Annotated in this window: 21 protein-coding genes; 4 read left to right on the top strand and 17 right to left on the bottom strand. The window is 69.5% G+C overall.

What is annotated here, in order from left to right; translation table 11 throughout:
* Positions 1-154 precede the first annotated feature (154 nt).
* The 5 genes from ACIRGA_RS33425 to ACIRGA_RS33405 form a co-directional block, all read right to left on the bottom strand.
* Complete coding sequence (locus ACIRGA_RS33425; RefSeq protein WP_400948845.1) at positions 155-1,888, bottom strand: aminotransferase class V-fold PLP-dependent enzyme; 1,734 nt, start codon at positions 1,886-1,888, stop codon at positions 155-157.
* Positions 1,885-2,652: an amino acid ABC transporter ATP-binding protein gene (locus tag ACIRGA_RS33420; protein ID WP_400948842.1), complete on the bottom strand. Its 768-nt coding sequence runs from the start codon at positions 2,650-2,652 to the stop codon at positions 1,885-1,887. Before ACIRGA_RS33420 ends, ACIRGA_RS33425 begins: the two co-directional genes overlap by 4 nt.
* Positions 2,645-3,544 (bottom strand): amino acid ABC transporter permease, encoded by a 900-nt coding sequence (locus ACIRGA_RS33415; protein ID WP_400948839.1) that lies wholly within the window; start codon positions 3,542-3,544, stop codon positions 2,645-2,647. The genes ACIRGA_RS33420 and ACIRGA_RS33415 overlap by 8 nt, the downstream gene beginning before the upstream one ends.
* Positions 3,531-4,499 carry an ABC transporter substrate-binding protein gene (locus ACIRGA_RS33410; RefSeq protein ID WP_400948836.1) on the bottom strand — a complete coding sequence of 323 codons (969 nt, stop codon included), beginning with the start codon at positions 4,497-4,499 and terminating at the stop codon, positions 3,531-3,533. Before ACIRGA_RS33410 ends, ACIRGA_RS33415 begins: the two co-directional genes overlap by 14 nt.
* A 160-nt stretch (positions 4,500-4,659) precedes the next feature.
* Complete coding sequence (locus ACIRGA_RS33405) at positions 4,660-5,877, bottom strand: glycosyl hydrolase family 8 (protein ID WP_400948832.1); 1,218 nt, start codon at positions 5,875-5,877, stop codon at positions 4,660-4,662.
* A gap of 141 nt (positions 5,878-6,018) precedes the next feature.
* Between ACIRGA_RS33405 and ACIRGA_RS33400 the strand changes: the two genes are divergently transcribed.
* Positions 6,019-6,420 carry a PPOX class F420-dependent oxidoreductase gene (locus ACIRGA_RS33400; protein WP_400948830.1) on the top strand — a complete coding sequence of 134 codons (402 nt, stop codon included), beginning with the start codon at positions 6,019-6,021 and terminating at the stop codon, positions 6,418-6,420.
* A gap of 73 nt (positions 6,421-6,493) precedes the next feature.
* Here the strand turns inward: ACIRGA_RS33400 and ACIRGA_RS33395 are convergent, their stop codons facing one another.
* The 5 genes from ACIRGA_RS33395 to ACIRGA_RS33375 all read right to left on the bottom strand — a co-directional run bounded on the left by ACIRGA_RS33395 (position 6,494) and on the right by ACIRGA_RS33375 (position 12,863).
* Positions 6,494-7,033, bottom strand: a complete 540-nt coding sequence (locus ACIRGA_RS33395) for a TetR/AcrR family transcriptional regulator (protein WP_400948826.1) — start codon at positions 7,031-7,033, stop codon at positions 6,494-6,496.
* Positions 7,033-8,598: a long-chain-fatty-acid--CoA ligase gene (locus ACIRGA_RS33390; protein WP_400948824.1), complete on the bottom strand. Its 1,566-nt coding sequence runs from the start codon at positions 8,596-8,598 to the stop codon at positions 7,033-7,035. The genes ACIRGA_RS33395 and ACIRGA_RS33390 overlap by 1 nt, the downstream gene beginning before the upstream one ends.
* Positions 8,599-8,666: 68 nt before the next feature.
* Complete coding sequence (locus ACIRGA_RS33385) at positions 8,667-9,872, bottom strand: GTPase (protein ID WP_400948820.1); 1,206 nt, start codon at positions 9,870-9,872, stop codon at positions 8,667-8,669.
* Positions 9,869-11,635, bottom strand: a complete 1,767-nt coding sequence (locus tag ACIRGA_RS33380) for a dynamin family protein (RefSeq protein ID WP_400948818.1) — start codon at positions 11,633-11,635, stop codon at positions 9,869-9,871. Before ACIRGA_RS33380 ends, ACIRGA_RS33385 begins: the two co-directional genes overlap by 4 nt.
* A gap of 121 nt (positions 11,636-11,756) precedes the next feature.
* Entirely contained in the window at positions 11,757-12,863 is a 1,107-nt protein-coding gene (locus ACIRGA_RS33375) for an IniB N-terminal domain-containing protein (protein WP_400948816.1), read from the bottom strand.
* 294 nt (positions 12,864-13,157) lie between these two features.
* Between ACIRGA_RS33375 and ACIRGA_RS33370 the strand changes: the two genes are divergently transcribed.
* Positions 13,158-14,300 (top strand): molecular chaperone DnaK, encoded by a 1,143-nt coding sequence (locus ACIRGA_RS33370; protein WP_400948814.1) that lies wholly within the window; start codon positions 13,158-13,160, stop codon positions 14,298-14,300.
* The gene (locus ACIRGA_RS33365; protein ID WP_400948811.1) at positions 14,297-16,660 is read left to right on the top strand and encodes a LuxR C-terminal-related transcriptional regulator; all 2,364 of its coding nucleotides are present in this window, start codon (positions 14,297-14,299) and stop codon (positions 16,658-16,660) included. Before ACIRGA_RS33370 ends, ACIRGA_RS33365 begins: the two co-directional genes overlap by 4 nt.
* Positions 16,661-16,761: 101 nt before the next feature.
* Here the strand turns inward: ACIRGA_RS33365 and ACIRGA_RS33360 are convergent, their stop codons facing one another.
* The 7 genes from ACIRGA_RS33360 to ACIRGA_RS33330 form a co-directional block, all read right to left on the bottom strand.
* Complete coding sequence (locus ACIRGA_RS33360) at positions 16,762-17,637, bottom strand: CU044_5270 family protein (RefSeq protein WP_400948807.1); 876 nt, start codon at positions 17,635-17,637, stop codon at positions 16,762-16,764.
* A complete protein-coding gene (locus tag ACIRGA_RS33355; protein ID WP_400948804.1) occupies positions 17,630-18,202 on the bottom strand; it encodes an RNA polymerase sigma factor in 573 nt (190 codons plus the stop codon). Before ACIRGA_RS33355 ends, ACIRGA_RS33360 begins: the two co-directional genes overlap by 8 nt.
* Positions 18,203-18,303: 101 nt before the next feature.
* Complete coding sequence (locus tag ACIRGA_RS33350) at positions 18,304-19,230, bottom strand: alpha/beta fold hydrolase (protein WP_400948801.1); 927 nt, start codon at positions 19,228-19,230, stop codon at positions 18,304-18,306.
* Between the two features lie 76 nt (positions 19,231-19,306).
* Complete coding sequence (locus tag ACIRGA_RS33345) at positions 19,307-19,501, bottom strand: hypothetical protein (protein ID WP_400948797.1); 195 nt, start codon at positions 19,499-19,501, stop codon at positions 19,307-19,309.
* A 30-nt stretch (positions 19,502-19,531) separates the two neighbouring features.
* Positions 19,532-20,203, bottom strand: coding sequence for a leucine-rich repeat domain-containing protein (locus tag ACIRGA_RS33340; protein WP_400948794.1), 672 nt, complete (start codon positions 20,201-20,203; stop codon positions 19,532-19,534).
* A gap of 159 nt (positions 20,204-20,362) precedes the next feature.
* Positions 20,363-21,025: a hypothetical protein gene (locus ACIRGA_RS33335; protein WP_400948791.1), complete on the bottom strand. Its 663-nt coding sequence runs from the start codon at positions 21,023-21,025 to the stop codon at positions 20,363-20,365.
* A gap of 44 nt (positions 21,026-21,069) precedes the next feature.
* Positions 21,070-21,468, bottom strand: a complete 399-nt coding sequence (locus ACIRGA_RS33330; RefSeq protein WP_400948851.1) for a DUF4279 domain-containing protein — start codon at positions 21,466-21,468, stop codon at positions 21,070-21,072.
* 112 nt (positions 21,469-21,580) lie between these two features.
* On the opposite strand from ACIRGA_RS33330, the gene ACIRGA_RS33325 reads away from it, so the two are divergent.
* The gene (locus ACIRGA_RS33325) at positions 21,581-22,510 is read left to right on the top strand and encodes an RNA-binding protein (RefSeq protein WP_400948788.1); all 930 of its coding nucleotides are present in this window, start codon (positions 21,581-21,583) and stop codon (positions 22,508-22,510) included.
* The last annotated feature ends 19 nt before the right edge of the window (positions 22,511-22,529 follow it).

The raw sequence follows: 22,529 nt of genomic DNA, 5'->3' as shown, positions 1-22,529 counted from the left end.
GCGGCGTCATTTGTGTGTTATTCCGCGCCGGGGCGGCGGGGCGCGGGGGGGGGGGGGGGGGCGGCGCGGTTCACCCCCCCCCCCCCCCCCCCCCCCCCCCACCCGCACCGACCACGCCACGTTTGACTTACCCCTCAATAACCGCCCTTACCACTCACGAGACCTGACCTCGGATCTCGTTCAGGTAGTTGTAGATCGTGTACCGCGTGACGTCGAGTTCCCCGGCGAGGTGGTCCACCGAGTCCTTGATGAGGAAGAACCCCGCCTCGTCCAGTTCCCGGACCACGGCCGCCTTGTGCCGTTTCTTCATCAGGTCCACCGGAATCCCGGCCTTCGCCACCGCGCGCCCGACCAGGAACCGCTGCAGGCTGTCGACGTCGGGCGGGAACGTCTCGGGTTCGTGCCCGTTGGCCTTCGGCGCACCGTCGGACAGCCGGTTGACGCACAGGCACCCGATCGCGACCCCGTCGGCGTCCCGCAGGAACAGCGTCGACGAGCGGATCGCGCGCCCGTCGGGGCCGTGGGTCTCGTAGTTCGTCAGATCCTGCGTGGTGCCCCGGCGGACGAGCCCCAGCAGCAGATCCGTCATCGGCCCGCCGACCGTCCGGCCGGTGAGGTCACCCGCGATGGCGACGATCGAGTCCGGCAGCCTGCTCAGATCGTGCAGCAGGACTTCGTTGCCCGGCCCCAGCATCGCCGCGAGCGCGTGCACCGCCGGGACGAGCGCGGTGAGCAGATCCCCCGACGCCACTCCGGCCGCGGGAACGCCGGGGACCACCGTGGCCGGCTTCTTCAGCCGGTCCAACGCCGAACGCACCTGTTCCGCCGCGCTCGCCGGAGTGGACGCGTGCGGCGACAGCCGGACGTGTTCCGGCCGCACGGTCGCGGCGATCCCGGCGTTCGCCAGCGCGGCACCGACCTGTTCGGCAGCGTGTCCCGCCACGGTGAAGGCGAGGATCCCGGCCCGCCGGTCGACGGCCGAAACCACTTCTCCGCCAACGGATTTCACGACCTCTTCGAGTTCGCCGACGCGTTCGGCGATCCGGCACGCGATGGCTCCGACGCCCGCTTCCTCGACCAGTTCCAGCGCGGCGGCGAACGCACCGGAGGTGATCGGGCTCAGGTTCGAGATCGACCACGCCGCCGCGGTGTCGTCGGCCGGATGGATCTCGTCGTCGAACAGGCCCGGATCGCGGGCGCCGGTCCAGCCGGAGAGGATCGGTTCCATCCGCTCCAGCGCGCGGTCGGACAGCACGGCGAAGCCGGTTCCCCAGCCCGCCCGCAGCCACTTCTGCCCGCCGACGACGAGCACGTCCGCGACCTCCCACGGCGCCTCGGTCACCCCGAAACCCTGGATCCCGTCGACCACGAGCAGCCTGTCCCCTGCCACTTCCCGGATGGCCGCCAGATCGGCGCGGTACCCGGTGCGGAAGTCGACCGCGCTCACGCTCACCAGCGATGTTTCCGGTGTCAGCGCCGCCTTGACCGCGTCCGCGGTGACGTTGCCCAGCGGCAGCCGCCGCACGGTCAGCCGCCCCGCCTGTTCCGCGCGCGCCCACGGGTAGGTGTTGGCCGGGAACTCCGCCGAAGACACCAGCGCCTCACCGCCGGGCGCGTTGAACGCCGCCTGGAACAACCCGAGACTGGTGTGCGGCAACAGGACCGTGTGGTCGGTGTCGCTGCCGGACAGCCGTGCGGCGGCGGCCTTGGCCCTGGTCTCCTGCCGCATCAGGTCATCCACAGTGGACGGACCGGCCTTGGTCGAGGCGTCGAGCAGGCTCGCCGTCGTGTCGAGCACGGCGTGCGACGGCGGGCCGAACCGCGCGAAGTCGAGGTACCCGGCCGGTTCGTCGAACTGCAGCAGGTACCGCGGCGAGATCCGCGTCATGCGAGGACCCTGGCCAGGAACTGCCGGGTCCGCTCGTGCTTCGGAGCGCTCAGGATCTCCCCCGGCGGGCCGGTCTCGACGACCATGCCGTCGGCCATGAACACCACCTCGTCCGCGGCCTCGGCCGCGAACCCCATCTCGTGCGTCACCACGACCATCGTCATCCCCTCCGCGGCCAACGTACCCATCACCGCCAGCACCTCGCCCACGAGCTCCGGATCGAGCGCCGACGTCGGCTCGTCGAACAGCATCAGCTTCGGTTTCATCGCGAGCGACCGGGCGATCGCGACCCGCTGCTGCTGCCCGCCCGACAGTTGCGCCGGGTACGCGTCGGCGCGGTGCGCGAGGCCGACCCTGTCGAGCAGATCGAGCGCCTGCGCCCTGGCTTCCTCCATCGGGACGCCGAGCACCCGCACCGGCCCCTCGACGACGTTCTGCAGCGCCGTCCGGTGGCCGAACAGGTTGAACCGCTGGAACACCATGCCGATGTCACGCCGCTGCCGGGCGACCTCGCGTTCCTTGAGCTCGTACAGTTTTCCGTTGCGCAGCCGGAATCCGATCGGTTCGCCGTCGACCCAGACCTGCCCGGCGTCGATCGTCTCCAGATGGTTGACGCAGCGCAGGAAGGTGCTCTTCCCCGCGCCGGACGGGCCGAGCAGGCAGACCACCTGTCCTTTGTGGACTTCCAGGTCGATCCCGCCGAGCACCTCGGTGTGCCCGTAGCTCTTGCGGACGCCGACGGCTTTGAGCAGTGGCTCAGACACGTTCACTCCTCACCAGTGGCGCGGTGCGCAACGCCTTGGCGGCACGGGAGAACGGGCTCCGTGACCGGTCTTCGGAATCGAAGGCGCGCTCGAGATAGTGCTGCCCGACGCCGGCGACGGTCACCACGACCATGTACCAGACGGCGGCGGCCAGCAGTGTCTCCATCACCAGCAGGTTGTTGGACGAGATGTTGTTGGCGGCGTGGATCAGTTCGGTCACGCCGATCACCGACGCCATCGACGTTCCCTTGAGCATGTTGATGAAGTCGTTGCCGGTCGGCGGGATGATCACCCGCATCGCCTGCGGCAGCACCACGCGGCGCAGTGTCGCGCCCGGCGACATCCCGATCGACTTCGCCGCCTCGGTCTGTCCACTGTCGACACTGTTCAGCCCGGCGCGGACGATCTCCGCCATGTACGCGCTTTCGTTGAGCGCCAAGCCGAGCAGCGCGGCGGTGAACGCGGTGATCAGCACGTTGGTCTGTTCGTGCAGCAGGTGGCCGCCGAAGGGCAGCGGGATCGAGATGAACTCGAAGACCAGCGCCAGGTTGTACCAGATCAGGATCTGCAAGAGCACCGGAAGCCCGCGGAACAGCCAGATGTAGCCCGCCGCGAACCAGCGCGCCACCGGATTCGCCGAGCGGCGCAGCAGGGCGATCACGATCCCGATGACGATCGCCGATCCCTGCGCGATCACCGCGAGCAGCACGGTGTTGAGCAGGCCGACCGCCATCACGCGGTACCACAGGAACTCCGGCACGGAATCCCACTGGATCTGCGCGTTCCCGAGCGCGATCCCGAGCAGGATCAGCAGCGCGAGGATGACGACGGCGCTGACCCACCGGCCCCAGTGTTTCAGCCGGACGATCGGCAGCGGCTCAACTTCCGCCATTGAGCTTCGCCTCCTTGAGCGCGCCCTGCTCGACGCCCCATGCCTGGAGGATCTTGCCGTAGCCGCCGTCGGCGATCAGGGACTGCAGCGCCTTCTGGATCGACTCGGCGAGCGGCTTGTTCTCCTTGTTGACGCCGATCCCGTACGGCCCGCCGTTGATCGGCTCACCGGGGACGACCTCGAAGAACTTGCCCTCTCCCGCGGTCCGCGAGATGTAGACCGCGCTGGGCAGGTCGTTCAGGATGGCGGCGACCCGGCCGGTGCGGAGCTGGTTCTGGTTCTGGGTGTCGGAATCGGTCGCGGTCACGGTCAGCGCGGGCTTACCGGCCTGCGTGCATTTGCCGTTCTGCTCTTCGGCGAACTTCTGGTGGCTCGTCCCCTGCACCACCGCGACGTTCTTGCCGCACAACGTGTCCGGGCCGGCGATCTGATCGGGATTGCCCTTGCGGACCATGATCGTGATACCGGACGAGAAGTAGTCGACGAAATCGATCTGCGCCTGCCGGGCCTTCGTGTCGTTCATCGCGGCCATCGTGAGATCGACGCGGCCGGACTGGAGGCTCGTGATCAGCGAACCGAACGCCATGTCCTGGTGGTGCACGGTGACGCCCAGCTTCTTGCCGATGGCCTTGGCGAGGTCGACCTCGTAGCCGATCGGGGTCTTGCCGTCGGCGGCGTAGAAGTTGTTGGGCGCGGACTGCAGATTCGAGGCCAGGTGCAGCATCCCGGCCTGCGTGTACTTCGCGGGCAGGGTGCCGGCGACGGCGGCGTCCTTCTGGACGGACTCGATCAGCGCGGTCGTGTCCGGGATCGCGGCGGGCGCGCCCTGGGCCGCGGGTTCCTGGCCGCCGGCGCCGTCGGGCCCGCCTCCGCAGGCGGCGGTGACGAGCGCGGCCAGGCCGGTGAGCACGGCCAAGCGCCAGGTTCGGTTCAGGGTGAGCGGCGTCGACGGCATGACGGACCTCCACGGTGCCTTGGGTGGTCGCCGACGCTACAACTGGCTGTTGAAGTGGTCAACTCACAGTTGAAATCCTGTCCGGTGGATGTCCGTTTCGCGCCTGAAGGCCCCCTTCCCTCGACTGAGCCGAGGGAAGGGGGCCTTCACGCGAGTGGGATCAGACCGCGATGTAGTTCCCCGAGAGGATGATCAGGACCTGCACGGTGATGCCGGTGCCGTAGTAGTCGGTGGCACTCGGCGACCAGGTCGTGACGCGGGTCCACAGCTTGTCCAGCCACGCCTGGCTGCCCGGATCGTTCATCGCCGCGATGGCGAACGACGCGGTGAAGCAGGGGTGCTCACCCGACTCGCCCGAGATCTTGGAGCCCGACAGCGTGTAACCCTGGTTGATCTTGGCGGGGTCGCCACCGGTGGCCTGCTGGATCCAGGTGTTCATCTTCCGCACCTGCCCCTGCGCCGGGCTGCCCGACACGGTGACGCCGTCGACGCCGAGGCGCCACGGGTCACGGCAGGCGTTCCAGCTGAAGTGCTGCGGGTGGTCCTCCATGTAGTCCGACGGCGCGGGCTTCGGCGTGGCGTTGGTGCCGACGACGAAGTCCGGGATCAGGCCGGTCTTCGGCGCGTACTTGTCCTGCAGCTGCGTGACGGCCTTCTCCTGCCGGGCACGCACCTGCCCCCAGAACGAATCCCCAGTGGCCTTCTCGAACGCGCGAAGGTGCCCCGGCATCCAGTCCGAGGAGCGCGAGCCGTTGATGTACTTACCGCTGTCGGCCCAGTCCGCCAGCCGCATGAACTTGGTGTCCGGGTTGACCTCGCTGCGCTTGATCGCCTTGATGATCCGCAGCGCCTCGGCCTTGTAGTTGACCGAACCCCCACTGCCCCAGACCTTGTCGGCGATGAGCAGGCCGTAGGCGATCTCGAGATCACCGTCGGTCGCCGAGTCGCCGCCGTTGACGCTCTTGCAGTTCGGATCCTGCTCGGCGGCGTGCAGGTCCTTGTCGATCACGGACGGGTGCGCCTTCACGAACTTGAGGATGCCGTCGAAGACCGTGCGCGCCTGCGGGTCCTTGGCGCCCATCATGGCCGCGATGGTCATGCCGTAGCCCTGGCCCTCGGCCACGAAGGCGTGGTCGGCGTCCGGCGCCTTGACCGCGTAGGTGCCCGTGCCGCACTTGGTGGTCAGGAAGTTCTTCTTCCAGAAGTCGTAGTACTTGGCCAGCGCCGCGTCCTGCGCCGACTGGCTCACCGAGGGGCGCAGGACTCCGGGCAGGTAAGGGGTCCCCTGAGTGCTCGCCGCGGTGGCGGGGGCGGTCGTGGCGACCAGCCCGGCGGTCAGCGCGGCCGCGGCCAGCACTGTCCGAACGGTCTTTCTCATGGCTCCTCCGGAAACGTCGTTGGTGGCGGCGGCGCGTTCCGAGAGTGACATCCGGATGAGCCAAAAACAAGAGAGTTAAGAAAGTTTCCTTACTATTACCTCAAATGACGCTTACGTGAACGGTGCCCTAGCGTTGAGCCCATGAAGATCGACCTGAGCGAACGCGGCGAATCCTTCCGGGACTTCTGGACCGAACGGCATCTCGCCACCCTGACCACCGTCCGCCCGGACGGGACCCCGCACGTCGTCGCGGTCGGGGTCACGGTGGACTTCGAGGCCGGGATCGCCAGGGTGATCACGTTCCGCTCGTCGAAGAAGGCCCGCCTGGTCAAAGAAGCGGGCGAAAAGGGCATTCCGGTCGCCGCCTGTCAGATCGACGGACCCCGGTGGTCCACTTTGGAGGGACGCGCGGTGCTGCGCGAAGAGCCGGAGGCCGTGCGCGACGCCGAGAACCGCTACGCCGCGCGCTACCGGCAGCCCAAGCCGAACCCGGAACGGGTGGTCATCGAGATCACCGTGACCCGGGTCCTGGGCAACGCCTAGGAGCCCCCTCATCTCACGCGACGAAGGACGCTTTCACCGCGTCACACGCGGTGAAAGTCCCCTTCAGCCCCCGCTAGCCCGCCAGCACCAGCCGGGTGTATTCGTCGAGGATCTCGCCGAGATCGGTGAATCCGCCCGCCGAGGCCACCTGCTGGTAGCCCACCAGCATCGCCAGTCCGAGCGAGGTCACCACCTCCGCGCGACGCCGGTCGGGGATCAGCTCGGCCACCACCCTCCCGACCGTCTTGACCCGGGCGTCGTCGACCCGTTTCTGCGCCACGCGAACGGTTTCGTCGTTCGCCGCCCAGGCGCGGATGGCCGCCTCGGCACGATGCGGGAGCCCGCGCGTCAGGCTCATCAGCGCGGCGAAGTCCGCCTCGGGGCCGCCGGAACCGAAGTCCAGTTCCCGCAGGATCCGCACCTGCCGCTGTGCCCAGAATTCGAGCAGCGCGCCGACGAATCCGGGCCAGCCGCCGAAATGGTGGTAGAAGGAGCCGCTCGTGACACCGAGGCGTCTGCCGAGCGCGCCGATGTTGAGCCCGGCGAACCCGGACTCGGCGAGGATCTCCAACGCCGCGTCGAAGTACTTCTCGCGGCTGACAGTCGACGGCATCAGACCGCGCGCTCCCGCCCCTCCCAATACGGGCGCCGCAGGGTGCGTTTGAGGATCTTGCCGGTCGCGTTGCGCGGCAACGCTTCCACGATCTCGACCGTACGCGGGCATTTGTAGTGCGCCAGGCGTTCCCGGCAGTACTCGACGAGTTCTTCGACGTCGACCCGCTCTCCCGGGGCGGGCGCGACCACGGCCTTGATCTGTTCTCCCCAGCGATCGTCGGGGACCCCGATCACGGCGACCTCGCCGACCGCGGGATGCTCCGCGATGACCCGCTCCACCTCGGGCGAGTAGACGTTCTCGCCACCGGTGATGATCATGTCCTTCACGCGGTCTTCGATGAAGACGAAACCGCCGTCGTCGACCCTGCCGACGTCTCCGCTGCGGACCCAGCCGTCGACGATCGTCTCGGCGGTCGCCTCGGGTTTGCCCAGATAACCCGCCATCGCCTGATCGGTGCGGAACCACAGCTCGCCAGGGGTTCCCGGTTCGGCGTCTTCGAGGGTCGCCGGATCGACGACCCGCATCCCCACCGCGGGCAGCACCGTGCCCGCCGACGCCAGCCGCTCCGGACGGGCGGTGTCGCGATGTGCCTCCGGATCGAGCGTCGTCACCACTCCCGACAGTTCGGTCATGCCGTAGACCTGCACGAACCGAGTGTCCGGCCAGGCCGCGAGCGCCTTGCGCAGCAACGGGAGCGGCATCGGCGAAGCGCCATAGCCCAGGTACTTCAACCGCGTGAACGCGGCGACGGCCCGCTCCCCCGCCTGCATGATCCCGGCGACCACGGCGGGCACCAGGAACGCGTGCGTGACGCCTTCGGCCAGCGCGCCCAGCAGCGACTTGCCGTCGGGTTCGCGGGTCATCGTCGTCGGCTGCCCGTAATGGAAACCGATGATCGCGTAGCAACTCCCGCCGACGTGGAACAGCGGCATCGCGACCAGGTTGCGGTCGCCGTCGCCCATCGGGAACCGGGCGCCGGCGTTGCGGCTGTGCGCCAACAGGTTCCGGTGCGTCAGGACGGCGCCCTTGGGGAAACCCGTGGTACCGCTGGTGTAGATGATCAGCGCGCCGTCGTGCTCGTTGACGTCGGACGACAGTTCGGCGGGCGTCGCCTCGGCCAGGAAGTCCTCGTACTGGTCGTCTTCTCCCCCGACGACGATCACGCGCTCGACGGACGGCAGCCGATCGCGCAGCGCCTCGACGGCGGCCAGTGATTCCGGACCGGCGAAGACGATCCGCGCGCCACTGTCGCCGAGAACGTACGCCAGTTCCTCCGGGGCGAGGCGCCAGTTGACGACCGCGTTCGCCGCCCCGAGCGAGGACGCGCCGAAGGTCACCTCCAGGCAGGCGGGCGTGTTCTTGTCGACGAAGGCGACCCTGTCCCCTCTGCCGAGCCCGGCGGCCGCGAGCGCGCCGGTGACGCGCCTCGCCCGCTCGTCGAGCTCGGCCCAGGTGAGCCGCCGCCCTGCGAACGAGAGGGCCTCCTGATCGGGGATCGTCTTCGCCCAATGCGCGAAAAGTTCACCGAGAAGCCGCACATCCGGACGCGCGTCGTCGGGCATGCCGGACCCCTTTCGCCTGGTCAGAGTCACCATAGAGTGCTCTATGGTGACTCGCCGACCGGCAGGCGTCAAGCCACGAACAGGTTGAGCAGGCCTTCGACCGAACGCACGATCACCCGGGCCGCGGCGCGTTCGGCGTGCGCGGCGTCGGCTCGTTCCGCCTCGTGCCGCCAGCGGACGAGCGCGCTTTCGGCCCCCGCGTGGATCTCGGCCGGGTCCGCGTCGGGTTCGAGACCGAGCCGCTCCGTGGGCGCGAGCCCCTGCGCGCCGAGCAGCCGGACGGCCTCCTCGGCGGCGTCCCCGGACAACGCCGTGCGGCCGCCGCGGATACCCGCGATGAGCCGCAGTTCCCGGAAGTCGTGCGCGGCCGCGGCGAAGCGTTCCACGCGCGCGGCCAGCCGATCACCGTGCGGACGCGGCTCGGCCGCGAGCAGGCCCTCGATCCGCAACACCGCCGTACGCGCCTTCAACGCTTCGGCCCTCGCGACGAAGGACCCCGCGAGCGCGTCCCTCAGATCGCCGAGGCCGCTGCGGTGCACGAGCTCCGCCGAGAGTTTCAGCCTGCTCTCGCAGCCGGTGCGGATCAGGGTGATCGCCAGCCGGACGCCGTAGAGCCCGAACCGCGACACCAGGTGTTTGCGCGATTCCGCCGGGACCCGCACCGGAAACGGATCGTCCACAAAGGAATCCACGGACAGGAGATACCGCTCCAGTTCCGGCCGGGAGACCGACGCCAGCGCGCGCAGCACCTCGAATTCGTCGTCCCGCAGCGCGCGTCCCGCGTAGCCCAGTTGCCCGGCGACCGCGATGACTCCTTGGAACCCCGCGCAATCCGGGTCCTCGCGCCAAGCCCGCCTCGCTAGCTGTTTCGCGGTGAGCAAGGCATCGATCCGGCCCGCGCCGACCTCGTCCGCCCTGCCGAGCACGAGTACGGAGTTCACCGCCGTCTGCCGCGCGAACGCCGAACCACCCACCGGCCGGGTGCCGGCGAGCTCGTCGGGTTCGAGATGGCGCACCAGGCGCACCGTCGCGTCGACGTGCTCGGCGGGCGCCGGAGTGTCGAACAGATCGATCTCCCGCAAGGCCCGCGTCGGCCATTCCGCCAGCGCGGAGACCAAAGTGGACTTTCCGGTCCCCGGCGTGCCGATGAACCCGACGCGCAGCGGTTCTTCCAGTCGCTCCAGGCATTCCCGCAGCATCGCCACCGCGTGCGGGCGGTCGCGGTAGTGCGCCGCCGCGTCGTTCAGCAGCTCCCGGACGTCGAGGGCGGTCACGCCGAAAGCTCCCGGATATCACGGGCGGTCGCGCCCAAAGCTCCCGCCTTCCGGTGCAGGGCGGCCAGCCGGTCGATCTCCTTCTTGACCCGCTGGGTACGCCGGTCCCGGTCGGCGGAGCCGGCGATGATCAGTTCCCGTTGGCGCGTCAGCTCTTCCGAAAGCTGGTCGGACACCGCGGCGAAATGGTCGCGCAGGCGCCGCTGCACCTGACGGACCTCGTCCTTGATCTCCTTGCTGAACCGGATGAAGACGTCGTCGACATGGCGCTGCGCCGCGGCCTTCGCCAGCGCTTGGCGGCGCTGCAACCGCATCCCGCCTTCGTCGCGCACGCTCTTGGTGGCGAACGCGACACCGGCGCCGAGCGACACCGGGTTGATCAGCGGCAGCCCGGCGAGACTGGTGACCAGGCCGAACATCAGCACGCCGCCGTAGGAACCGCGCAAACCGGTGAAGAGTTTCTGCCCGATCTTGAACCGCTCGATCTTGGGCGTGCCGACCTCGGGGATCGAGTCCACTCCGGACCCGGTCAGCGGCAGATCCGGGGCCTGGCCGTAATGCGGCCCGAAGGTCGAGGCGACCGCTTGCGCGATCCACTCCGACCGGTCGGACACCCAGTTGTAGTTCGTCTCGACGGCCTCGGCGAGGCTCTCTTCCAGCCAGGTCTGGAAATCCGGCCAGATCTGCACCGGGTCGCCTTCGTCGAAGGTGCGGTCGACATGCCGCACGATCACCCGGGTCCGCTCACGCAGGTCGTATTCGGCGTCGGAGATCAGATCGGTGATCTCGTCCGACAACATGTTCTGCCAGCGGACGTTCTGCCGCCGCAGCTCCTCGGTGCGCCGTTGTGCCTGGTGCAGCAGGGTGACCTGGTCGATGCCGTTGTCCTGCGAGACGGCGTTCAGCCGGGTCTGCAGCGTCTCGACCAGTTCGACCGCCGCCGCGCGCACGCTCACCGCGGCGGCGAGCGCGCGGGTGCGCTCGATCGGGCGCGCGGCCTGTTCTCCCACCCAGTTCAGGAGTTCCGGGAAACCGGACCGTCCGTTGAGGCCGGCGTCACCGGCCTTCGCGGCGGCTTGCCGCACGGTCGCGGACACGGGGAAGACGTCGGCGACGACACCGGTCTCCGACAGCGCGGCGCGATTGCGGGCGGCGAGTTCCCGCCAGTCCGGGCTCACGTCGATCTTGGTCAGCGCCAGCACCAACGCCGGGCACCAGGTCCGGATATGCCTCGCCAGCGCGAGTTCGGCGGGCTGGAGTTCCTGCGTGGCGTCGGAGACGAGGATCACCGCGTGCGCGTCGGCGAGGACGTCGAGGGTGGCCGCCGTGCGCGGGGACCGGGGATCCCCGATCGCCGGGGTGTCCACCAGCACCAGCCCCGTACCGAGAAGTTCGCGCGGCAGGCCGACTTCCACCCGGCGCAGCGAACCGGGCGGCCGGACCTCGAGTTCCTTCGCGAGGTCGCCGACCGGCACGTTCTCCCTGCCGTGCCCGACCAGGACGGCGGCGGGATCGGCGGCGTACCCGATCTCCGTGGGAACGGCGGGCGTACTCGCGTCCCCGACCGCGCAGACCGGCGCGTTCAGCAGCGCGTTGAGCAGGTAACCCTTGCCCTGCTTGGGAAAACCGACCACCGCGATCCGGGTGCCCGGCGCCTGCTGGTCACGTCTGCGCCGGAGGCGTTCGGCCAGGTCGGCGCGACCGTGGGCGGCACAGGCGTCCAAGGTCTCGTTGAGCACGTCGAGCCAGGCGGGGGCTGTCACGGGGATGCAGTGTTCCCTTAACCAAGCGCGGAATCAATGTGGCATAGGCCAACACCGGCGTGCGGGCCCCGCGACCTGGTGCGGTCGCGGGGCCCTGGCACAGATATGAAAGAGGTTCAGGTCAGCCGATGTGGATGTCGTTGCCCGAACCGATGTCGCCGGCGCCGATGTTGACGTCGCCGATGTTGCCGATGTTGTGGCCGATGTTGTTGCCGACCTCGGAAACCGTGTCGTGGACCTCGGTGACGCCCGCGTGGTTCGCGACGTTGGCGACCTCGTTGGCCACGTTGCCCGCCACGTCGCCGTTGTTGTGGGCGATGTTGTTGGCGACGTCACCGTTGCCGTAGTTGTTCGCGATCTCGTGCACCTTGGTGGTGACGTCCGCGACGCCCGTCTGCCCGATGACGCTGGTCAGGTCGCCGACCTCGGAGAGGAAGTTCGGGGCGTCGCCCGCGACACCGTCGGCACGCGGCAGGTCGCTGGTCAGGTCGCCGACGGCCGGAACCGAGTCGACGGCCGGGAGACCGGCGGTGTCCACGGCCGGGACGCCGTGGGCGAGGTCGGTCGCGGTGTCGACGGCACCGGTGGCGAAGTCGCCGGCCTGGCCGACGGAAGCGGCGTCGAGACCACGCGAAAGGTCGTCGGTCAGGCCGAAGCTGCCGACGGTGTTCTGCGCGAGGGCGGTCACGCCGGCGGCGGCGTTCGACACGTCGGTCACGTCGGAGACGGCCGGGACGCCGGGCAGGCCCGGGACGTCGACCGGCAGGTCGCCCACGGCGGGCACGGCCGGGACGGCGGGCAGGTCGCCGAGCTCCGGCAGGCCCGGAACGGCCGGGACACCCGGGAGACCGGCCTCGGGCAGGCCCGGCAGGGCGCCGGCACCGGGGACGGCGACCGGCAGGCCGGCGGTCAGCGCGGTGAGCTGGTCGATCGCGCCCTGGACGCCGTCGGCGCACTCGCCGTCGGTGCCGTTGACGGCGTTGGTGACGCCGCCGAAGCCCGCAAGGTTGTCGGCGGTGGCCGCGGTGGTTCCGGTGAGGTCGGTCGCGGTGCCGACCGGGACGAAGTCGAGCACCAGCGGGACGACCTCGTGCACGTCGGCGGCGTTGATGTCACCGAGGCCGGCGTCGGCCAGCACCTGCTGCGGGTCGTTGGCGAACGCCGCGCGGGCCGCGGTGTCGTTCAGCAGGTTCAGCGTGAAGTCGTGCAGGGTCTGGACGGAACCCATGAAAGGACTCTCCTGGGGGTCTAGGTCGGTGGGGCGGCCCAGCGGCCGGAGGGCACGGCTGAGCGCGGGTCACCGAAGTTAGTGAGCCGGTGCCACTGGGCACATCGGGGATCACTCCTGGTCGTCGCTCACTCAGCCAATAGGGGATCGGTATGACATCGTTAGGGCGTTAGGGGCTTAACCGAGACGCATCCGGTTGGGTTTAATGCCAACCCTCACCCGGATGGGTCAAGCCGTTCAGGTGAGTGGCCCTATTTGGTCCTTAGGGGCTGGTCAAGCGAAGGAGGATGCTCGTTGCCCTACGTCCTCGGCATCGATATCGCCTCGACCCGCACCACCGCCGCCACCTGCGTGGACTCCGGCGACGGCTGGAGCGTGCCCGAGCCGTCGTGGCTCGGCGCGCGCGGCCCGGCGGCGGCGTCGGCGGTGTTCCTCGACGACGACGGCTACCTGCTCACCGGGGACGCCGCGGTCGAGGCGGGCCGGTCCGCGCCCGCCCGCCTGCTCACCGGATTCCACGAACGGGTCGGCGACGACATCCCCGTGATCGTCGGCGGCGAGCGGTTCCCGGCCGAATCCCTCAGCGCGGTCCTGGTCGACGCGGCGGTGGATCAAGCGGCCGAACGCTTCGGTGAGAAACCGCACCACATCGTGCTCACGCACCCCGCCGGCTGGGGTTCGTTCCGCCGGGACCTGCTGCGCCGGGCACTGGCCGAGGCCGGCTTCCCCCGTGCCGCACTCGTGGCGGCCCCCGTCGCCGCACTGCACGCGTACCTCGCCCCTCACGGCGATGTCACCGCCGGTGTCTGCGAATTCGGCCCGGACGGCGCGGTCGTCACGATCGCCGCCGCCGGCGTCAACGGCTGGCAGCCGGTCAAAACGCTGGAAGGCGTCGACCCCGCCGAAGCCGTCGGCAAGGTCTTCGAACTCGCGCACGGCGCCGGAGTCCCGCCCCAGGCGCTGGCGGGCATCGTGCTCTGCGGCGAGGCACCGCCGGTCCCCGGCCGGACGCCGTGCCCGGTCTTCGCGTCGAGCGACCCGCTGCTGACGGTGGCGACCGGGGCGGCCAACATCGCCGCGCGACGTGACCTTCCTCAACCCGGCGGCGCGGGATCGCACGCCGTCGCGACCGTCGAAACCACGCTGCTCCCCCGGGTGGACACGCCCGAAGAGCTCGCCGAGCGACCCGAACGGCCGCCGGTCGACATCACCCCGTTCCCCTTGCCAGAACGCACCGGGGCGGCGAAACTGCTCAGCCGGCGCAAGCCCCTCGTCGCCGGAGCCGCGGTCGTGGTGCTGGCCGCGACCACCCTGCTGCTCACCCTGACCACCCGAGAAGCCACCGCGGACAAGGGTCCCGAAGCCCCTCCCACCACTTCGAGCTCGTGCGCGCCGGCCACCCCCGGCGCGACTTCCTCCCCCGAAGGTCGCTGTTGAACGCACTGCTCGACAAGCCCGGCATCATCCATCCGGGTGCCCGGCGTCTGCTCGACGAGGTGACCGCCGCCCCGGAACTCCCGGTGCGGGTCACCGTCGTCGCCCCCGGTGGACACGGCAAGACCCATCTGCTCGGCCAGCTCGGACGTCACTACGGGGACGCCGGCGTCGAGGCGCTGCTGGTCGACGACGCCGACCAGCTCGACGACGACGAGATCGCCAAGATCAGGGCGCGGGCGGAGGAAACGACGGCGCCCGTCGTCCTGGCCTTCCGGACTGCGGCGCGCACGAAAGCGCTGCGCGCGCTCGCCGATTCCTTCGGCAGGTCGGTGGCCTTGGGCGCTTTCGGCGTCGACGACGTCCGGCGGCTCGTCGAGCACTCCGGCGGCGACGCGGCCACCGCGGCGGAGGTCCACACCAGAACCGGTGGTGTGCCGGGACTCGTGGTGCGCGCGGTCACCGGACGGCTCGCGGACTTCCGCGGCGAACTGGAGCAGCTGGACGAAGACGTGCACCGCTACCTGATCGCGGCGGAGGCGGGCGCGGGCCGGAATCTCGATCTCCTCGCCGCGCTCCTGAACCGTGATCGGGAAGGGCTGCCCGAGGTTTTCGACGATGCCAGGGCGACCGGTCTCCTCGGCGAGGACGACATCCTGCTGCCGATCGCGGCCGAAGCCATCCGCACCTGGAGTTCGCCGGGGCGACGGCTGACCGTGCTGCAGCGGCTGGTGGAACTCCAGTTGCGGGACGGGCTTCCGGTGCTGGACCTCGCCAGATCCTTGCTGGGAACGGGAAGTTCGGGCGCGAGCGCGGCGGCCGCCTTCGAAGCGGCGGCACGTGAGGCGATGCCCGACGACACGAAACTCGCGGCGCGGTTCTACGAGGCGGCGTCCGAGGCCGGTGGGCGCGGCGCGGCGCTCACCGTCGGCTGGGCGCACGCCGCGGCGCTGGCCGGGGATCTCGACACCGCGCTCCGGCTCGGCGACGGCATGCTCGGCAGCACCTCGGATACCGACGCGAGGGCCGCGGGTGCCGAGGTGGCCGCGACCGTGCTGGCGCATCGCGGCGAACTGGCGCACAGCGCGGAGCTGTACCAATGGTCCGGGCGGGCCGGGTCGAAGGCGTTCGCCGCGATCGCGTTGCTGGGCACGGGAAATCTCGAGGCCGCCCGAGGCGTGCTGGAGACTCCCGAAGTCCCGACCCTGTTCGCCGGTGCCGCCTCGCGGATGGCGCGGGCGATCACCGGCTCGGTGTCGGGTTGCGGCGCCGAAACCCTGTCCGCCCTGCTGGGCGCGGCTTCGATGCTGGAATCGGCGGGCGCGCCGGCGCCACTCCCGGACAGCCCGGCGGCCCTCGCGGCGTTGGTGGGCCTGCATTCCGGCGAACTCGCGCTGGCCGAGTCGGTGTTGACCCGCGCGGCGAACGGCCGGATCGGCGGCGACCTGCTCGCGAAGCGGCACCGGCTGCTGCTCGGCTGGGTCGCGATGACCGCGGGCGACCTCAAGACGGCCGCCGAGGCCTTGATGCCGCCGGACGGCCTCGAAGCGCGCGACGAACTCTTCGCCGCCACCCTGCAGCTGGGGCTGGCGCGGCGGGCGAGCGATCTCCCCGGCCTGCAACGCTCGTGGGACCGGGCGTATCAGGCTTCGATGCGGCAACAGCCGGACCTGTATTCGTTGCTACCACTGGGAGAACTCGCGATCGCGGCCGCACGGGGCGGCGCGAGCGCCAAACTGGCCGGACAGCTGGAACGGGCACACGCCGTACTCGACGCGCTCGGCAACCCTCCACTGTGGACAGCCACTTTGCGCTGGCACGAACTGCACGCCGCCATCACCGTCGAAGACCACGCGTCGGCGGGCGAACATCTGGCCGCGTTGAACGACTTCGCGCCCTGCGGCCGCTATCCGGCGGCCCTCGCCGCCGCCGCGACCGGCTGGCTCGCGGTCTTGACCGGAAGCTTCGACCCCGAAGCGATCACCGCGTCCGCGTCGGAACTGCACGAACTCGGGCTCTGCTGGGACGCCTCCCGGCTGGCCGGGCAAGCGGCGATCCGGACTTCGGACCGGAAGGCGATGGTCCAGCTGCTCGAAGCGGCCCGGCAGTTCCAAGGCCGGGCACCGGAACCCGTCGCGGCCACCGGGCTGAACGCCTTGAGCGAACGGGAACTTGAGGTCGCCCGCCTCGTCGTCGACGGGCTGACGTACAAGCAGGCCGGGAGCGAACTGTTCATCTCGGGGAAGACCGTGGAACACCACATGGCACGGATCCGGGGGAAACTCGGGGCCGGGGACCGCCGGGAACTGCTGGCGATGCTGCGGGAGCTGCTCCCCGCGGCCGAAGGCAGACAGGACGGGTGAACGCCTTCTACCACCTGTGCTTCGTCGTCCGGGATATCGGACAGGCGACCGAGGACCTCACCCGCACTCTCGGTGTGGCCTAGGCCGCGCCGCCACTTCAGCTACTCGGGCAGGGTGTCGGTCCACTCGGCGTTGATCCTGGCGCCGGCGGGTCCGGCCACCTTGTACACCGCCCCGTCGATGGTGACGAAGACCGACGTCCGGTTCACCCGTCCGGTCGCCGGATCGACGACGAGCCGCTCGCCGTTGGGCAGCACCAGGCCAAGCCCGCCCGGTACCGTGCCGAGGTTCTCGACACCTGGATAGCCAGCGATCGCGCGGAAGGCCGTGGCCCGGACCTCCGGTGTGGCCGGCAGGGTGGACACCAGTGAGATCAACGACTGCAAGCCGGCCTGTTCCCGGTCGCTCGGGGTGAACGTGCCCGCGCTCGTCCTGGCGTCGCCACGCTCGATGGCCCCGGCGATCCAGGCCTTCAACGCTTCCGGGTCCCGCGGCAGGGCACGCAACTGACCGAGGGTCAGATCGACGCCGACCAGCGAGAACGGGGTGGCCGAATGCGTTTTCATCGGCATGACCTTGCCGCCTGTCTTCGGTCCCTTCGTCCACATCTGACCGTCCGGCTTGGTCCAGTACTCATACCCCGCGGCGCCGCCCACCTCGGCCACCTTCACGTGCCAGTAGGTGCCTGATCCCTCGGGGGAACGCTCGGCGGCGGTGGCGGCCACGAGCAGGACCTCCTGCCCGCTGACCGTTCGCGACGGCGGACCGTCGACCGGTGCGGCGGGCATGGCCGCGATCGCCACGGCTGCGGCGGCGGCCGCCGTGAGTCCGGCCCCCGCGACCAGCCAGCCGGTCCGCCGCCGGGAGACCCTGCCGCCGCGGATCCGGTTCTGGAGCCGGTGCCTGCTGCGGTCGACCACGTCCTGAGACGGCTCGTCGATGGCCAGCGCGGCGCGCAGTGTCTGCAGGTCATTCATCGAGTGCCTCCGGGGTGAGGATGGAGTTGAGCTTCTTGCGTGCACGGCTGAGCCGGGAACCGACCGTGCCGGAGGAGATACCGAGCGCCGCGGCCACTTCCTCGTACCCGAGCTGGCCGAGCGCCACGAGGAGCAGCACGTCGCGTTCCCCGGCGGACAGCCGGGACAGCGCGTTCGCGAGTTGAGGCAGCAGCCGCCGGGCGGCCACCGACGCGACCACCCTGCTCTCGTGCCCCTCGACCACCGGTGCGACGCTCGCCCGTGCCAGCGCCCGATAGTGGCGAGCCTCCCGGCGGCGGTGCCTGGCCACCAGATTCGTGGCGATACCGAACAGCCAGACCCGCACCTCGCCGCGTTCGGCGTCGAACGTGCCGCGCCGGTCGAACGCGACGAGGAACGTCTCCGCGGCGATGTCCTCCGCGGTCTGCGCGTCCAGACGACCGGCCACATACCGGTAGATGGCCGCGAAGTAGCGATCGTGCACTTCGGTGAACAGTTCCGGGTCCCGCGGCAACCGGGCGGCCAGGTCGGCGTCGGTCACCTGCTCGCCCGTTCCCGCCGTCATATGTCCGCCTCTGACATGTGGGTCCTTCCCGTCGACGGTCAGCTTTCACCACCACTTCGCCGTCGGCGGGTTTCTTCTTCCCATCCAGCTGGAACCGGTTGTCAGAGGACGCGCGCGAACAGTTCCAGTGCGTGAGTCGTGACGACATCGGGCCGATCGTCCGCGAGGTAATGACCCGCACCGTCGACGACATGACCGGCCAGGTCGCCCGCCGGGTCGCCGTGGACGTCGAGCATCCCTGGCCGGACCCCTGCGTCGGCGCCGCCCACGAGCGCCACGGTAGGCACCGTGAGCCGCCGCTTGCGGTAGGCGCCCGAGGAGAAACGACCCATCTCGGGGAGGATCAGTTTTCGATACAGCGCCGAGCCTGCCTCGGGATGCCCCGGTTCGTGCAGGCGCGCGGTGAAGATCGCCAGATCTTCGTCGGTGATCGACTCGGCCGTGGTGAAACCCCCGCGCAGCAGGTGGCGGGCAAGCCGGTCGGTCGCCAAGGCCCACGGCCCCAGGCGAGGAGTGGCGACAACCGGCTGGAACCACAACTGCGGGATACCGGCCAGCATGTGCGGCTTGAAACGGAGGTACGGATGCGGGCCGAGGCAAAGGAAAGCCGCGATCCGTTCCGGGTGATCGAAGCAGAGCCTGAACCCGACGAATGCACTGAAGTCATGCGCGACGAGACCGACCCGGCGCAGACCGAGCTGGTCCAGCAGCGCGAGCACGTCGGCGAGTATTTCCTTCGCGGAGTATCCGTGAGCCGGTGCGTCCGTCCAGCCCGCGCCACGCAGGTCCGGCGCGATCACCCGGTAGTGCCGCGCGAGCGGAAGGATGACCTTGCGCCACTCCCACCAGTGCTGCGGGAAACCGTGCAAGAGCAGGACTGTCGGGGCATCTGGTCGGCCCGCCTCGGCGACGTGCATCCGCAGACCGGTGGAGAGCGTCAGGAACGCATGGCTCACGCCGGGGAGCCGCGGCAGATCTCGCGGCTCCGGCTCGCGGGAGCCGCGGAGTGGGTCATGCGTATTCGCCACGAGACGGTTCTACGCCCTTTTCGCGCCATTCACCATGGGCTTCTCGCGTTCGGCGACAGCACCGGAGCACGACCGGTCAGTAGCCGTGCGGATGAACGGACAGCCAGTCGGCGTATCGACGCTTCATGGTGTCGCGTTCGGTGGTCGTGGACAGCAGGACGTCGGCACCTCCGTCGTAGGGAGCGTGTATCCGATCGAAGGACAGACTGGTGATCATCACATCGGCGACGATTTCGTGTTCGTCGAGCACCCGGGCCACTGCCGCCGCCACAGCGCTGACAAGTCGTCCGCCGTCATTCCGCTAGCGGCCAACAGGCTGGACGATGTCCGGGCCGCCGGTATGCGGCGTTGGGACGTAACCTTGTTCCGGCTTCGGAAGCGACGCCACACAGTTCGCGGAGCACGCGTTCACCAGCAGCGGCAGCACATCGGTGCCGACCCGGCGGGAGATCCACACCTGGTGCAGTTCCTGGTCGACCGGCGTGTCGCAGACGCTGCAAGTCCGGACGGCCGTGGTTCCCCACACGCCAGGATCGAGCTCGGCGAAGTCCACCTGGTCGGCGCGGGACGTTGATCGCAGTGCCGGAAACGGTGGCCGGAACTTGAAGTTGCCGTAAAGGACGCGAGTGCTCACCGTGCTGTCGATGACTCCCCTGCATCTGGTGAGTTCGTACGGGTACCAATGCAGCCGGTGCGATGTGTAGGGCTCGAACACCTCGAGGTTGGTCATCGCTCCGATCTCGGGTGGCAGGCGCACCAGATTCGTGCCGTAGAGGACCAGGTGCGTGACCGCGGTCAGCTTCGCGATCGTGGGCGGCAACGTGATGATCTGCCGCCGTTCCGCAGCGCTCATCTCCCTGAACGGGACGAACTCGGTCCGGCCGTCCGCGGCCGCCTCGTCGATCAGCGCCAGTAGGTGCTGCCAGCCTTCTGCCTCGTGGTCTTGTATGTCCTCGTGGAAGGAGACGGTCACCGGTCGGGTCGCCTTCGAATGGCCGACACACCGGCAGTGATCCCGGTCGGATCCACCCCGTCGGGATCCGACGGCGTCGGCGAACCGATTGGGGAATACCTGCGGTGCGCTCTCATCTGTCGACACCTGTGCAGGGTATCGATCACGGATATGCCCGGATCAGTCACAACTCTGGAAGTGACGGCTCCAGGGACTTCCGACGCCTGTTCGTGTCGCGCTGCCTCCAGGCGGCAGGTCGAGGGTGTCGATCAGGGTCTGGTCTTCGTCGACGGCGTGGTGCAGGTGCCCGATCTTGCCGGCTGCGCCGTCCGCGTCGGAAGCACCGATCAGCTGCCACATGCCGTCCTCGGCGTCGTGCCGGACAAGCAGAATCGGCTCGCCGCGCTCGAAGACCTCAAGGGTCTGGACACAGGTGGTGCGCAGAAGCCAGTGCTTCATCCACCAAGCCCGCCGATCGCGTTGCATGACCTGGTCGGCGACCCACCAGATGAACGGCAAGTCCTCATGGGCACGTGCCTCGTCCGCGGTCAGGTCCGGCCCGCCCTGCGGCACCCGCTCGAACGGGTCGTCCGTCAGCGAGAACGCATGGCCGTCCTCGTGTTCGAAGATGACCGCGTGGAAGGTTCCGCCGCCAGGATTGCCCGCGCCGATCCCGACCGACAAGCGAGCGACATGCGGGTCCGACCCGGTCGTCCAACCGAACGCGTACGACGCCAACTCACCCTGCGGCCCGACGAACTCCCCGAACACACGCCGGTCCATTCCCGTCACCGTGTCCGTCGGCACCTCGGTCAGCGCACCCTGCCGCACCTGGATATCCACCACCGCAAAGTAGCCGATCGAGAATCCGCGCTCGCAGGTCGATGTCAGTCGTCGTCGCCCATGACGTCCAGGAGCAGGTCACCCGGCAGCGCCAAAATCCTCCGAAGGAGCGGCCGGTCGAGCACGATCGCGTGCTCGGTCACCCGCGACGCCGCCAAACAAAACCAGTCGGCCACATACCCCTGACCGGTCAACCGCCACACCGTGTCGGCTTTGGGCTCGAGCTTGTCGAGAAGCCAGTGAAGATGATCGGAAAGCTCACTGCCCGGCGGTAAGTCCGGCGACAGCAGCCACAGCGATACCCGACGGACGGCTCCCGAACGGCGCCCTACCGGATCCCCGACCTCGAACGCGCACGATGGTTCCAAGTCGAGTAACCGAGTCACCAGCGCCGCGCTTCCACCGTGATCACCGGAGAGCCGAAACGTCGCACCTGTCCGCATCACGGCATCATCGCGCGGCCAACGCCCCACCGCGAGGTCAATACGTTGGTGGCGGCACGTCTAACGTGACCGCATCGATCATCCACGCTTCCGAAGGACGGCCCAGCCGATCATGAGCACCTCGTACGTCCACCGGATCACCAAGTACGACCCTGCCGATCGCGACGACCGGGGCACGTACCGCGGATCCGAGGACGTGACGAGCGACCACGGACCGGTGGAGGCTGCCTACCTCGCCGCCGTGACGGCCTTCGCCGAGGACATCGGCGTGACCCTGCTGACCATCCGCGACCCCGAGGTCAGTGGATTCGTCCACTTCGGAGCAGAGCCGCCCATCGACGGCCACGGGCTGCACGGTCTGTTCCCCTCCGACCTCACCGGCTACCACGACGGCGCACAGGTCACCCTTGACGTCGGACGTGAACTGGTGCGCGACAACGGCGCGTGGTGCCGGCTCGAGGCCGACGACCGGTTCTTCGTCCACGTCGGCTACGACCAATACCTGTACATCGGAAGCGACCAGCCGTGCGGACACGCGGTCGCGTTGACGGCCGCGAGCGGTTTGTTCGTCGAACCGCTGGATGGCTCGCCCTACGAGCCGGACGACGGGCCGTACGTATCGCGACCGGAGGACGCGGCGTTCTGGGCCGAAGTGGCGGCACTTGTGGCACAGCGCGGCGCGGTCCTGTTGGAGGAGCAGGTCGTCGGCAACCACTCCCGTTGGCATCGGCTCACCGCCGACGCCGTGCTGGCCTTGCGTCCGCGCGCGCTGCTGAACGTGTGGCCGGACCTGGCCACCGATGTTCCGGCAGTGCTGGGCACGATGGCGCCGGACTTCATCGGCTGGGCCGTCCTGGAGCACGCCGACGGTCGCATCCACGGCTTCCACGCCGACAGCGAAGACCGAGCGGGCCTGGCCGAAGCGTTCGCGGGCGCACGCGCGGCCATCCTCCTGCCGCACACCACCGACGGCCACGAACCACTGGTCGTGGCCGTGAGACCGGACCTCGACGGAGTCGTCCGCGCTCGCTGGTTCATCTGAACCGCGGCGGACAAAACCC

This window comes from Amycolatopsis sp. NPDC102389, from assembly GCF_044765885.1.
Taxonomy (GTDB): Bacteria; Actinomycetota; Actinomycetes; order Mycobacteriales; family Pseudonocardiaceae; genus Amycolatopsis.
The sequence above is the reverse complement of the archived record's forward strand: the minus strand, read 5'-3'. Positions and strand labels throughout refer to the sequence as shown.

What these genes read in the sequence shown, in the direction of transcription:
- ACIRGA_RS33425 (WP_400948845.1), bottom strand. Translation starts at nt 1,888, where the DNA reads ATGACGCGGATCTCGCCGCGGTACCTGCTGCAGTTCGACGAACCGGCC.
- ACIRGA_RS33415 (WP_400948839.1), bottom strand. Translation starts at nt 3,544, where the DNA reads ATGGCGGAAGTTGAGCCGCTGCCGATCGTCCGGCTGAAACACTGGGGC.
- ACIRGA_RS33410 (WP_400948836.1), bottom strand. Translation starts at nt 4,499, where the DNA reads ATGCCGTCGACGCCGCTCACCCTGAACCGAACCTGGCGCTTGGCCGTG.
- ACIRGA_RS33405 (WP_400948832.1), bottom strand. Translation starts at nt 5,877, where the DNA reads ATGAGAAAGACCGTTCGGACAGTGCTGGCCGCGGCCGCGCTGACCGCC.
- ACIRGA_RS33400 (WP_400948830.1), top strand. Translation starts at nt 6,019, where the DNA reads ATGAAGATCGACCTGAGCGAACGCGGCGAATCCTTCCGGGACTTCTGG.
- ACIRGA_RS33395 (WP_400948826.1), bottom strand. Translation starts at nt 7,033, where the DNA reads ATGCCGTCGACTGTCAGCCGCGAGAAGTACTTCGACGCGGCGTTGGAG.
- ACIRGA_RS33390 (WP_400948824.1), bottom strand. Translation starts at nt 8,598, where the DNA reads ATGCCCGACGACGCGCGTCCGGATGTGCGGCTTCTCGGTGAACTTTTC.
- ACIRGA_RS33375 (WP_400948816.1), bottom strand. Translation starts at nt 12,863, where the DNA reads ATGGGTTCCGTCCAGACCCTGCACGACTTCACGCTGAACCTGCTGAAC.
- ACIRGA_RS33360 (WP_400948807.1), bottom strand. Translation starts at nt 17,637, where the DNA reads ATGAATGACCTGCAGACACTGCGCGCCGCGCTGGCCATCGACGAGCCG.
- ACIRGA_RS33355 (WP_400948804.1), bottom strand. Translation starts at nt 18,202, where the DNA reads ATGACGGCGGGAACGGGCGAGCAGGTGACCGACGCCGACCTGGCCGCC.
- ACIRGA_RS33330 (WP_400948851.1), bottom strand. Translation starts at nt 21,468, where the DNA reads ATGCGGACAGGTGCGACGTTTCGGCTCTCCGGTGATCACGGTGGAAGC.
- ACIRGA_RS33325 (WP_400948788.1), top strand. Translation starts at nt 21,581, where the DNA reads ATGAGCACCTCGTACGTCCACCGGATCACCAAGTACGACCCTGCCGAT.